Origin of the sequence: Luteimonas sp. BLCC-B24, assembly GCF_028550595.1 — a bacterium.
In the GTDB taxonomy this organism is placed as follows: domain Bacteria; phylum Pseudomonadota; class Gammaproteobacteria; order Xanthomonadales; family Xanthomonadaceae; genus Luteimonas.
This window is the reverse complement of sequence record NZ_JAQQGN010000002.1, coordinates 62,372-75,290: the sequence shown is the minus strand read 5'-3', so window position 1 is coordinate 75,290 and position 12,919 is coordinate 62,372. Positions and strand designations below refer to the sequence as shown.

Sequence of the window (12,919 nt, the reverse complement as noted above, 5' to 3'; positions counted from 1 at the left end):
TACCGGAGGCCGCCCGCCGGGGCCGGTGGGCGCGCCGGCCACCGCGTGCGGACGCGGGGGATCGGCGCCGCCCGACGGTGACGAATGAAACATTTGCGCAGCGCAACACCGGGTGTTAATGGATCGTAAAACGCCGCCCGGCGTTCGCCGCTCCCACCTTCCGGAGGTCCGTGCATGTTCCGCAGTCCCCTCGCCGTCGCCCTTCTCGTCGCTCTGGCACCCGCCGGCGTCACCCTCGCCCAGGACGCCGCACCGGCCCGCGCCACCACGCTCGACACGCTGATCGTCACCGGCACCCGGGTCGCCGACCGCACCGTGGCCGAATCGCAGTCGCCGATCGACATCCTCACCCCCGAAACACTGACCGCCACCGGCACGCCGGAACTGGCGACGGCGCTGTCGCGCGCGTTGCCGTCGCTGAACTTCCCGCGCCCGGCGATCAACGACGGCACCGACGCCGTGCGCCCGGCGCAGATCCGCGGCCTGTCACCGGACCACGTGCTGGTGCTCGTCAACGGCAAGCGCTATCACTCCGGCGCGCTGGTCAACGTCAACGGCTCGCAGGGCCGCAGCTCGTCGCCGGTGGATCTCAACACCATTCCGATCTCGGCAATCGAACGCGTCGAGGTGCTGCGCGACGGCGCGTCGGCCCAGTACGGCTCGGACGCGATCGCCGGCGTGATCAACATCGTGCTCAAGGGGCGGGCCGGCACCGGCGGGGTGTCCGCGCGCTACGGCCAGTACAGCGCCGGCGACGGCGCGCAATACCAGCTGCTGGCCGATGCCGGCTTCGGCGTCGGCAACGACGGCTTCGTGCATCTGTCGGCGCAGGGCGCGCACCAGGACCAGACCAACCGCGCGCGGCCCTTCATCGGCACGCCGGGCCCGACCACCGCACCGCTCGGCCGCGTCGTGCAGCGCCAGGGCGATCCCGAAGTCGACCACGGCTCGGTGACCTTCAACGCCGAGTTGCCGGTCAACGACGCCCTGCAGTTCTACAGCACCGGCCTCTACACCCGACGCGATTCGCTCTCCAACGGCTTTTTCCGCCCCGCAGGCGATCCGCGCAACATTCCGTCGATCTATCCCGACGGCTTCCTGCCGCAGATCAACAACGTCACCACCGACCATCACGTCACCGCCGGCCTGAAGGCCGAGACCGCAGGCGGCACCGCGGTGGATTTCAGCTACACCTACGGCGACAGCGAGATGACGTTCGACATCCTCAACACGCTCAACCGGAGCCTGGGGCCGAGCTCGCCGACGCAGTTCTACGCCGGTGCGCTGGAGGTGCGGCAGCACGTGCTGAACCTGGATTTCAGCAAGGCGCTGGACTGGGGCCTCGCGTATCCGGTGACCTGGTCCTACGGCGCCGAATGGCGCGGCGACCGCTTCATCCAGTCGGCCGGCGAGCCGCTGTCGTATGCCAATGGCGGCGTGGTGGCCCCGGGCCAGACCACGCCACTGCCGGGCGCGCAGGTGTTTTCGGGCTTCCGTCCCGGCGACGGCGGTGATTTCGACCGCAACGCGCTGTCGTTCTATGCGGGCCTGGAGGCCGATCTGACCGACCGGCTGTCGCTGGGCGTGGCCGGGCGCTACGAAGACTTCAGCGATTTCGGCGACACCAGCAACTTCAAGATCTCCGGCCGCTACGAATTCACCGATGCCATCGCCCTGCGCGCGACCGCCTCGACCGGCTTCCGCGCGCCCTCGCTGCAGCAGCAGTACTTCCAGTCGACCGCGACGAACTTCATCGCCACGCCCCAGGGCACGCTGCCGTTCGACATCGTGACCTTCCGCGTGACCAACCCGGCCGCGATCGCGCTCGGCGCCGAGCCGCTGCGCCCGGAGGAGTCGACCAACTACAGCCTGGGCCTGGTGCTGCAGCCGGTGGAGAACCTCTACGTCACCGTCGACGCCTACCGCATCGAGGTCGACGACCGCATTTCGCTGTCGGCCAATCTGACCTCGGCGCCGGTGCGCAACTATCTGCAGGCGAACGGATTCGCCGGTGTCGGCGGCGGCCGCTACTTCACCAATGCCATCGACACCACCACCCGCGGCGTGGACCTCGTCGGCACTTACGGCTGGGCGCTGGCGAACAGCCAGCTCGACCTGACCCTGGGCTACAACTACAACAAGACCACGATCGACCGGGTGGCCGACAATCCCGCCACGCTGGCCGCGATCGACCCGGCCGCCGTGCGTTTCGACCGGGTGGAACGCGGCCGGTTCGAGGTCGGCGCGCCGCGGGACAAGGTGCTGATCGGCGGCACCTGGACCGTCGGCGGGTTCGAGGCGACGGCCAATGCCACACGCTACGGCGAGTTCACCGTGCGTGGCAGCACCGCCGCGCTCGACCAGACCTTCGATGCGGCCTGGACGCTCGATCTCGCGCTCTCGTATTCGCTCGAGAAGTGGACGTTCACCGTCGGCGGCGACAACGTGCTCGACCAGTATCCGGACGAGGTGCTGTTCGCCAACTCGACCGGCGGCCAGCTGCCGTGGAGCGGCAGTTCGCCGTTCGGGTTCAACGGCGCCTTCGTCTACGCGAATGTCGCCTACCGCTGGTAGGCGCCGGCCGGTCCGGCGGACGTCGACGCCCCGGCTGCCGGGGCGTCGTCGTGTCCGTACTCCGCTTGTTTGTTCCAAATCGGGAACGATCGAATCGCGTTTTTATGATCATTGACGATTTCAGGACAACACGCTCCAATCCGCGGCCTACGTTTCCAACAACAGGTCGCCCCCGATGCTCCGTTCCCACCGTCTCAGCCTCGCCGTCGTCGCGGCCCTGGCCGTTCCGACCGCCGCCGTCGCCCAGCAGGCCCCCGGCGATGCGCAGGCGCGCACCTCCACGCTCGACACCCTGATCGTCACCGGTACGCGGGTGGCGGACCGCACCGTGGCGGAGTCGCAATCGCCGATCGACATCATCACGTCCGAGGCGCTGACCGCCACCGGCACCACCGAACTGGCCACGGCGCTCGCGCGCGCCCTGCCCTCGCTGAACTTTCCGCGTCCGGCCCTGACCGACGGCACCTCGGCGATCCGCCCGGCGCAGCTGCGCGGGCTCGCACCCGACCAGGTGCTGGTGCTGGTCAACGGCAAGCGCCGCCATACGTCCTCGCTGCTCAACCTCAACGGCACGATCGGCCGCGGTTCGGCGCCCGTGGACCTCAACACGATCCCGGTGTCGGCGATCGAACGCGTCGAAGTGCTGCGCGACGGCGCCTCGGCGCAATACGGCTCCGATGCCATCGCGGGCGTGGTCAACGTGGTGCTCAAGGGCGCGTCGCAGGGCGGCAGCCTGTCGCTGAGTGCGGGCCAGTATTCGGCCGGCGACGGCAAGCAGACCCAGATCGCGGGCGACACCGGGCTGTCGCTCGGCGACGACCGAGGCTTCCTGCACCTGTCGGCGCAGCTCGGCCAGCAGGCGGAGACCAACCGCGCGCGTCCATTCGCCGGCACGCCCGGCCCCACCCAGCCCGCGCTCGGCCAGAAGGCCTTCGTGATCGGCGAACCGGAGGTCGACTTCGGCGCCGTCGGCTTCAACACCGACTTCGCCCTGACCGAGCGCCTGCGCCTCTACGGCTTCGGTACCGCGAGCAATCGCGACATCACCTCGTTCGCGTTCTTCCGCGCACCGGGCAACACCACGCAGAACATCCGCAGCCTCTATCCCGACGGCTTCCTGCCGGAGATCAACAACATCTCCAAGGACCGCTCGCTGGTCGCCGGCCTCAAGGGCTTCGCCGGCGACTGGAACTGGGACCTGAGCTACAACTACGGCTACAACCACCTCGAGTTCTATACGCGCAACACGCTCAACGCGAGCCTGGGCGCGAGCTCGCCGACCTCGTTCTACGACGGCGCGCTGGAGACCACGCAGAACATCGTCAATCTCGACGTCAGCCGTCCGCTGGAACTCGGCCTGGCGTATCCGGCCACGCTGTCGTTCGGCGTGGAGGCGCGCAACGAGAAGTGGAACCAGTCGCCGGGCGAGTTCGGCTCGTACGCCAATGCGGGCCTCGGCGTGCCCGGCGCGGCGGCCGGCGCGCAGGGGTTCGGCGGCTTCGCGCCCAACGTCGCCGGGGCCTACGACCGCGACAGCTATGCCGTCTACGCCGGCCTGGAAGCGGACCTCACCGAAACGTTCTCGGCCGGCGCCGCCGCGCGCTACGAGGACTACGACGACTTCGGCAGCCAGGTCTCGGGCAAGCTCTCGGCACGCTACGCGTTCAGCGACGCGGTCGCGTTGCGCGGCACGGTGTCGAGCGGGTTCCGCGCCTCGTCGCTGGCGCAGCAGTATTTCCAGACCGTCAGCACGACGTTCCTGCCCGGCATCACCACGCCGTTCGAGATCCGCACGTTCCCCGCCAGCAGCCCGGTCGCGCAGGCGTTCGGCGCCGAGGCGCTGCGGCCCGAGGAATCGCTGTCCTACAGCCTGGGCCTGGTGCTGCAGCCGGCCGACGCGCTCTACATCACCGTCGACGCCTACCAGATCGACGTCGACGACCGTATCGCGCTGTCGTCCAACCTCACCGGTGACGCCGTGCGTCGCCTGCTCGAATCGCAGGGCATCTTCGGCATCACCGGGGGTCGCTACTTCACCAACGCCATCGACACCCGCACCCGCGGCATCGACGTCGTCGGCAGCTACCGCTGGGATCTCGCCGCCAGCAGCGTGGATCTGACCGCCGGCTACAACCACACCAGGACCGAGATCACCCGCATCGCGCCGAACCCCGCCGCGCTGACCCAGAACGGGCTCAACCTCGAACGCATCGATCGCGTCGAGATCGGTCGCATCGAGGACGGCTTCCCGCGCAACAAGCTGCTGCTGTCGGGCACCTGGAACGTGGACGACTGGGCATTCGCGCTGGCGACCACGCGTTACGGCAGCGTGCGCACCACGCCCAACAACGCGGCACTCGACCAGGAATACGGCGCGAAGTGGCTGGTGGACGTGTCGGCGACGTTCAAGCCGGGCGACCATTGGGCGCTGACGCTGGGCGCGGACAACGTGCTCAACGCGTATCCGGACGAGAACATCTTCGGCAACTCGACCAACGGCCAGTTCCCCTACAGCAACCTCTCGCCGTTCGGCTTCGGCGGTGCGTTCGCCTACGCGAAGATCGCCTACACCTGGTGATCGGCGCCCGCTGACCGCGCTTCGATGCCCCGGCCTGCCGGGGCATCGTCGTCCCGGGCGCTGGCGCATTCGGAGCACGGCGCGGCAACGGATCCAAACGCGTCGATGCCGCGCGGGCAGCGGCGCCCGTTCCGGTGTGCGCCCGCATGCGCGGGGCGTCGTGCCGGGGCGGCGGAACCTGCGCCGGGCCGCCCTCGCCGGCCCGGCCGCGCGCGGCCATCGATCGACGTTCGCTGCGCGGCCGGACACATTGCGAGCGAAGTCGCGGGATGCCAGGCCGTGCACATGTGCGACGCCCTGACACGCGGCTTCGATGCGACACCGGGACCGTCGACCGGCACATTCGCGACCATTCCCGTCCGTTCCGCTCGCCATTGCGACCGTTCGACGCAGAACGCGCGCGCCTGCGGCTTGCCCCTGTCGCGACGCGTCGGCGACACTGCACGACCAGTTCCGGCGCCATGCCCCCGATGCCGCACAACACCGACCTGATCAATATCGTCGCCGTCGGCCTGGTGACGGCGTTCGTGTTCGGCGCGCTCGCCAACCGCCTGCGGATGTCGCCGCTGGTCGGTTATCTGATCGCCGGCATCCTGGTCGGCCCGTTCACGCCCGGCTTCGTCGCCGACCAGGATCTCGCCAACCAGCTCGCCGAGATCGGCGTGATGCTGCTGATGTTCGGCGTGGGCCTGCACTTCTCGGTCAAGGATCTGATGGACGTGAAGTCCATCGCCATCCCCGGCGCGCTCGCGCAGATCGCCGTGGCCACGGTGCTCGGCTGGATCCTGGCCTGGCTGATGGGCTGGCCGATGGTCAGCGGCTTCGTGTTCGGTCTCGCGCTGTCGGTCGCCAGTACCGTGGTGCTGCTGCGCGCGATGGAGGAACGCCGGCTGCTGGACACCCGCCGCGGCAAGATCGCCGTCGGCTGGCTGATCGTCGAAGACCTGGTGATGGTGCTGGCGCTGGTGCTGCTGCCAGTGCTCGCCGCCATCCAGGACAGCCGCGGCGAGAACGCCGGTCCGGGCAGCGGTGCGATCGTGCTGATGATTCTCTGGACGCTGATCAAGGTCACCGCCTTCGTCGCGGTGATGCTGCTGGTCGGCCGGCGGGTGATTCCCTGGGTGCTCGAACGCATCGCCGGCACCGGGCAGCGCGAGCTGTTCACACTGTCGGTGCTGGCGATCGCGCTGGGCGTGGCCTTCGGTGCATCGACGCTGTTCGGCGTGTCGTTCGCGCTCGGCGCGTTCTTCGCCGGCATGGTGCTCAACGAGTCGGAGTTCAGTCACGAGGCGGCGAACGATTCGCTGCCCCTGCGCGATGCGTTCGCGGTGCTGTTCTTCGTCTCGGTGGGCATGCTGTTCAACCCGATGATCGTCGTCGAGCACCCGTGGCAGGTGCTGGCGACGTTCCTGATCATCACCGTCGGCAAGTCGATCGCCGCGTACTGGATCGTGCGGCTGTTCAAGCATCCACGCTCGACCGCGCTGACCATCTCGATGAGCCTGGCCCAGATCGGCGAGTTCTCCTTCATTCTCGTCGGCCTCGGCGTCGCACTGCAGTTGCTGCCGGAAACCGGCCGTGACCTGGTGCTGGCCGGCGCGCTGCTGTCGATCGTCGTCAACCCGCTGCTGTTCGCCTGGCTCGACCGCTGGCAGGCCCGTCAGGAACTCGCCGCGCGCGCCGCCGCGGCGGAACACGCGGCGCCGCTGCCGCCCGAGCACGTGGTGCCCGAGGCCATGCGCGACCATGCGATTCTCGTCGGCTACGGCCGCGTGGGCCGGCAGCTCGCCGAGCTGCTGCATGCGCGCGGCGTGCCGCTGGTGGTGGTGGAGGACGACAACGAACTGGTGCGGCGCGGCCGCGAGCGCGGCCTGGTGGTCGTGCGCGGCAACATCGCGTCCGAACCGGTGATGCTCGACACCGCGCCCGAGCGCGCGGCGCTGGCGATCTTCGCGATTCCGCAGGCGCTGGAAGCCGGCGAGGCGATCGAACGCATGAAGGCGATCAACCCGGCGCTGACCGTCCTCGCGCGTGCGCACAGCGACGGCGAGGTGCGTCATCTGCTCGAGCACGGCGCCGACGGCACGGTGCTGGCCGAGCGCGAACTGGCGTATTCGCTGGCCGAGATGGTGATGTCGACACCGCCGTTCCGCCCGGTGCGCGCGGAATCCGCACCGCTCGAGGCCGCGCGCCCCGCCTGACGATGCGACTCGTCGTACTCAGCGGCGCCGGCATTTCGGCCGAAAGCGGCATCCCGACGTTCCGCGACGCGCTGACCGGGCTCTGGGCGCGTTTCGATGCCGAGCGGCTGGCGACCGAAGCGGCGTTCCGCGCCGAACCCGCGCTCGTCTGGGGCTGGTACCGCTGGCGCGCGGCGATGGTCGCCGCGGCCGCACCCAATGCCGCGCACCGCGACGTGGCCGCGCTCGTCGACGACGGCCATGCGGTGACCGTGGTGACCCAGAACGTCGACGATCTGCACGAGCGCGGCGGCGCGCGCGACGTCGTCCACCTGCACGGCCGTCTGCTGGCCTCGCGCTGCATCGCGTGCGGCGCACGCGTGGCACCGGATCCGATTCTCGCAGCGCCGGCGCCGCCGGACGGGGGCACACGCGAACCGCCGCCGGTCTGCGCCGCCTGCGGCGCCGCGTTCCGTCCGGATGTCGTCTGGTTCGGCGAAGCGCTGCCGACCGCTGCCTGGACCGCGGCCGAAACCGCGATCGACGCCTGCGATCTGCTGATCGTCGTCGGCACCTCGTCGCTGGTCTGGCCGGCCGCCGGCCTGCCGGCGCGCGCACTGGACGCCGGCGTTCCGGTGCTGGAGATCAATCCGCAGCCGACGCCGCTGTCGCTGCAGGCCACCGCGCACTGGCCCCTCGTCGCGAGCGCGGGCATGGCTCGCCTGCGGGTGCGACTGCGGCGGACGCCGGGCGATCCGCGCAGCCTCCTCGCGCCCTGAGCACGCTGTTTCAGTCGTCCAGCGGCAACAGGATGTCGGCACGCAGATCGGCGTCGGCCACCTGCTCGGGATCGTCGAGGAAGTGATAGTGCAGCGGCGCGTCGCGCAGGCGCTCGCCGCTGCCGGGCCACCACTGCGCCAGCAGGCGGTCGGTCGTGTCTTCCAGCCCCGAATACGCGCCCACGTGGCGTACGCGGGCATAGCGGCCGCCGCCGATCGTCAGCCGGCGCAAGGGGCGCGGTACGGCCCCAGGGACCGGCACGCGCAGCGCCGCCTCGAATCGCAGCGCATGCGGCGGCAGATCGCGGTGATCCCCCAGCGGCAGACCGATCAACGCTTCGATGCCGTCGCCCGCACCCGCCGCTTCGGCCCAGCCGACGAGGCGCCCGAAGGCCGCATCGAGATCGTCGAACGCCCCACGCGCCCGCAGCGCCACGACCTCGAACGGCGCGACCTCGACCCGCTCCACCCGCAGCGGCTCGCATGCCGGACGCGACGGCGGTTGCAGGCGGTCCAGCAACGCGGTCGCGCGCGCGGACTGTCCACGTAACGCCGCGGGCGTGATGTCGAGCGTCTGCCGGAACGTGCGCGCCAGCGCCTGGGGACTGGCGTAGCCCACGGCCAGCGCGGCGCGGGTGACGGTCTCGCCCGCGGCGAGCAGCTGCAGCGCGCGCGACAGCCTCAGCCGGGTCACCGTCCGCCCCAGGGGTTCACCGGTCATCGCACGCCAGACCCGATGGAAGTGGAACGGCGACAGGCAGGCCCGGCGCGCCAGGGTTTCGAGCGGTGGCAGCGCGGCGCCCTCGGCAACGCTGTCCTGCAACAGCCCGGCCACGGCGGCGATACGGGGGGCGAGGCGGGTCCGGGTGTCGGCTTTCATGGCGGGCGGCGCTCGGCGGGGTCGAGCGCAGTATCCCGCCGCTCCCTGCGGCCGTCGTACCCGATCCTGCGCAGTCGTCGCTCAGCGCAGTACGTCGTCCAGGTACGGCTCCAGCGTCGGCCAGGTGAAGGCGAAGTCACGCGCCTGCAGCCGCGCGGGCAGCACGCGCTGGCCGTCGACCAGCAGCGTGGCCATGTCGCCCAGGCCCAGCGCCAGAACGCGCGCGGGAGCGGCGAGCAGCGCCGGGCGGCGCAGCGCGTCGGCCAGAGCCCGGGTGAAGCGCGCGTTGTCGACGGGCTCGGGGGCGGTGAGGTTGAAGGCGCCGGTCGGCGCGTTCGCATGGCCGTCGAGATGCGCGTGCAGCAGCGACAGTGTGGCCGCGACCCAGTCCTCACGCGCGATCCAGCTCAGCACCTGGCGGCCGTCGCCGAGGCGCGCGCCGAGTCCGAGAGCGAACGGCAGCCGCAGGCGCTGCAGCATGCCGCCGGCGGGGTGCAGCACCACGCCGGTGCGCAGCCGCACCACGGGCACGCGGTCCTCGACCACGCACGCCGCCTGCTCCCAGTCCGCGCACAGGCGATGCTGGAATTCGTCGCGCGGCGCGCTGGTCTCGTCCAGCGGCACATCGCCCTGCGCGCCGTACCAGCCGATCGCCGAGCCGCTGAGCAGCACCCTGGGCGGCACCCGCGCGGAGCGGATCCAGTCGGTGACCACCCGGGTCGGTATCAGGCGGCTGTCGCGCAGCTGTTGCCGGCGTGCGTCGCTCCAGCGGCGGTCGGCGATGCCGGCGCCGGCCAGATTGATCACCGCGTCGAAGCGGTCGTCGGCCCACAACTGGCTGTAGGTGCGGACCTCCACACCCTCGGGCGCCGGCGTCGAACCGCGGCGCGACAACCAGGTGACGTCGGCGCCCTCGCGGCGCAGACGTTCGGTCAGCGCGCCGCCGAGAAAGCCACTGCCGCCGGTGATGAGGATGTGCATCGCGCCCCCGTGGGTTCCACCCGAAGCCTGCATGCTTTCAGACACCGCAGTACGAGCGCGTCACGACGCCGGCTTCGAGCGGGCGCGCGCCGCGCGCTTGGTGTCGCACCCGTGGTCCCCTCGGGCGACGCGGCCCGCGCGTCCCCTCAGGAACCCGGCACCGCAGGCCGTGCCACATCCCGTCGTCGTCGCCCCCCGCCGGCGCCGGGCGGGCCGGCGCGGCGGAGGACGCCCGATCAGCGCTTGGCGAATCCCAGCTCGCCGCCCGCCGCGTCGACGACGATCGTGTCGCCGCTGGCGAACTCGCCGGCGAGGATGCGCGAGGCCAGCGGGTTCTCCAACTGCTGCTGGATCGCGCGCTTGAGCGGGCGTGCGCCGTAGACCGGGTCGAAGCCGACGTTGCCGAGCAGGTCGAAGGCCTTCTCGGACACTTCGATACGCAGGCCGCGTTCGGCCAGCCGCTTTTCCAGCCCGCGCATCTGGATCTTCGCGATCTCGCGGATCTGCGCCTTCTGCAGCGGGTGGAACACCACGATGTCGTCGAGCCGGTTGATGAACTCCGGCCGGAAATGCGACTGCACCACCGCCATCACCGCCGCCTTGAGCTGCGTATAGCCCTCCGGGCTGTCGGCATCGGTGCCGCGCTCGCTCATCTCCTGGATCTGGTGCGAGCCGAGGTTGGAGGTCATCACGATGACCACGTTGCGGAAGTCGACCGTGCGGCCCTGGCCGTCGGTCAGGCGGCCGTCGTCGAGCACCTGCAGCAGGATGTTGAAGACGTCCGGATGCGCCTTCTCCACCTCGTCGAGCAGGATCACGCTGTAGGGACGACGGCGCACGGCTTCGGTCAGATAGCCGCCTTCCTCGTAGCCGACGTAGCCCGGCGGCGCACCGATCAGGCGCGCGACCGAGTGCTTCTCCATGAACTCGCTCATGTCGATGCGCACCATCGCGTCCTGGCTGTCGAACAGGAACTCGGCCAGGGCCTTGCACAGTTCGGTCTTGCCGACGCCGGTCGGGCCGAGGAACAGGAACGAGCCGGTCGGCCGGTCGGGATCGGACAGGCCGGCGCGCGAGCGGCGCACCGAATCGGACACGACCTTGATCGCCTCGTCCTGACCGATCACGCGCGTGTGCAGCTGCGACTCCATCGCCAGCAGCTTCTCTCGCTCGCCCTCGAGCATCTTGCTGACCGGAATGCCGGTCCAGCGCGCGACCACCTGGGCGATCTCCTCGGCGGTGACCTTGTCCTGCAGCAGGGTGAAGCCGGTGGTCTCGGCTTCCTGCGCCGCCTTGAGCTGCTTCTCGAGTTCCGGCAGGCGGCCGTACTGGATCTCGCTCATGCGCGCGTAGTCCTGCGTACGCTGGGCCGATTCGAGGTCGAGCTTGGCCGCCTCGATCTGCTCCTTGATCTTCGTCGCGCCCTGCACGGTGGCCTTCTCGGCCTTCCACACTTCCTCGAGATCGTTGTATTCGCGCTCCAGCGTGCCGATCTCGGCTTCCAGATCGGCCAGGCGCTGCTTCGACTCGGCGTCCTTTTCCTTCTTGAGCGCCTCGCGCTGGATCTTGAGCTGGATCAGCCGGCGCTCCTTGCGGTCCAGTTCTTCCGGCTTGGAATCGATCTCCATGCGGATGCGCGACGCCGCCTCGTCCATCAGGTCGATGGCCTTGTCGGGCAGCTGGCGGTCGGCGATGTAGCGGTTCGACAGCGTGGCCGCGGCGACGATCGCCGGGTCGGTGATCTCCACGCCGTGGTGCACCGCGTAGCGCTCCTTCAGGCCACGCAGGATGGCGATGGTGTCCTCGACGCTGGGTTCGCCCACGAACACCTTCTGGAAGCGACGCTCCAGCGCAGCGTCCTTCTCGACGTACTTGCGGTACTCGTCGAGCGTGGTCGCACCGATGCAGTGCAGCTCGCCGCGGGCGAGCGCGGGCTTGAGCATGTTGCCCGCGTCCATCGCGCCGTCGGCCTTGCCGGCACCGACCATCGTGTGCAGCTCGTCGATGAAGAGGATGATCTGGCCCTCGTTCTTGGCCAGGTCGTTGAGCACGCCCTTCAGGCGCTCCTCGAACTCGCCGCGGTACTTCGCACCGGCGATCAGCGCGCCCATGTCGAGCGACAGCACGCGCTTACCGCGCAGGCCCTCGGGCACTTCGTTGTTCACGATGCGCTGGGCCAGGCCTTCGACGATGGCGGTCTTGCCCACGCCCGGCTCGCCGATCAGCACCGGATTGTTCTTCGTGCGCCGCTGCAGCACCTGCACCGTGCGCCGGATTTCCTCGTCGCGGCCGACCACCGGATCGAGCTTGCCGCTTTCGGCGCGCGCGGTGAGGTCGATCGTGTACTTCTCCAGCGCCTGGCGCGCGTCCTCGGCGTTCTCGTCCTTCACGCTCTCGCCGCCGCGCACCTTGGCGATCGCGGCCTCCAGCCGCGCCTTGTCGGCGCCGGCCGCCTTCAGCGCCTTGCCGGCGTCTCCGGTGTCGTCGAGCGCGGCGAGCACGAACAGCTCGGAAGCGATGAAGGCATCGCCGCGCTGCTGGGCGAGCTTGTCGGTGACGTTGAGCAGGCGCGAGAGATCGTTGCCGACCGACAGCTGGCCGGCCTGGCCGGTGACCTTGGGCATGCGCTCGAGCGCCTCGGCCAGCCGCTCGCGCAGCACCGGCACGTTGACGCCGGCCTGGCCGAGCAGCGGCCGCGTGCCGCCGCCCTGCTGGTCGAGCAGCGCCAGCAGCAGGTGCGCCGGCTCGATGACGTTGTGGTCGCGCCCGACCGCCAGCGACTGCGCGTCGCTCAGGGCCTGCTGGAAGCGCGAAGTGAGCTTGTCCATCCGCATGGCGGAACTCCTCGGAACGTTGGGGCCGGCGGTGCCGGCAATGTCCGCAACATGCGGTCGAGACGGCGTGTTGCAAGCGGTGCGGGCCCGGTTTTGACGGAATCCTGCCGCCG

Annotated in this window: 7 protein-coding genes; 4 read left to right on the top strand and 3 right to left on the bottom strand. The window is 70.2% G+C overall.

Going from position 1 to position 12,919, the window contains the following annotated elements:
• Positions 1-174: 174 nt before the first annotated feature.
• The 4 genes from PQS31_RS04635 (at position 175) to PQS31_RS04620 (ending at position 8,111) form a co-directional block, all read left to right on the top strand.
• Positions 175-2,574 carry a TonB-dependent receptor gene (locus tag PQS31_RS04635; protein ID WP_272761508.1) on the top strand — a complete coding sequence of 800 codons (2,400 nt, stop codon included), beginning with the start codon at positions 175-177 and terminating at the stop codon, positions 2,572-2,574.
• Between the two features lie 175 nt (positions 2,575-2,749).
• Positions 2,750-5,152, top strand: a complete 2,403-nt coding sequence (locus PQS31_RS04630) for a TonB-dependent receptor (protein WP_272761507.1) — start codon at positions 2,750-2,752, stop codon at positions 5,150-5,152.
• Between the two features lie 470 nt (positions 5,153-5,622).
• On the top strand, positions 5,623-7,353 hold the full coding sequence (ybaL, locus tag PQS31_RS04625; RefSeq protein ID WP_272762107.1) for a YbaL family putative K(+) efflux transporter: 1,731 nt from the start codon (positions 5,623-5,625) through the stop codon (positions 7,351-7,353).
• A gap of 2 nt (positions 7,354-7,355) precedes the next feature.
• Complete coding sequence (locus PQS31_RS04620; protein WP_272761506.1) at positions 7,356-8,111, top strand: NAD-dependent protein deacylase; 756 nt, start codon at positions 7,356-7,358, stop codon at positions 8,109-8,111.
• A gap of 10 nt (positions 8,112-8,121) precedes the next feature.
• Here the strand turns inward: PQS31_RS04620 and PQS31_RS04615 are convergent, their stop codons facing one another.
• The 3 genes from PQS31_RS04615 to clpB all read right to left on the bottom strand — a co-directional run bounded on the left by PQS31_RS04615 (position 8,122) and on the right by clpB (position 12,806).
• Complete coding sequence (locus PQS31_RS04615) at positions 8,122-8,991, bottom strand: GyrI-like domain-containing protein (protein WP_272761505.1); 870 nt, start codon at positions 8,989-8,991, stop codon at positions 8,122-8,124.
• 81 nt (positions 8,992-9,072) lie between these two features.
• The gene (locus tag PQS31_RS04610) at positions 9,073-9,972 is read right to left on the bottom strand and encodes a TIGR01777 family oxidoreductase (protein ID WP_272761504.1); all 900 of its coding nucleotides are present in this window, start codon (positions 9,970-9,972) and stop codon (positions 9,073-9,075) included.
• A gap of 236 nt (positions 9,973-10,208) precedes the next feature.
• Positions 10,209-12,806 carry an ATP-dependent chaperone ClpB gene (clpB, locus tag PQS31_RS04605; RefSeq protein ID WP_272761503.1) on the bottom strand — a complete coding sequence of 866 codons (2,598 nt, stop codon included), beginning with the start codon at positions 12,804-12,806 and terminating at the stop codon, positions 10,209-10,211.
• Positions 12,807-12,919: the final 113 nt, after the last annotated feature.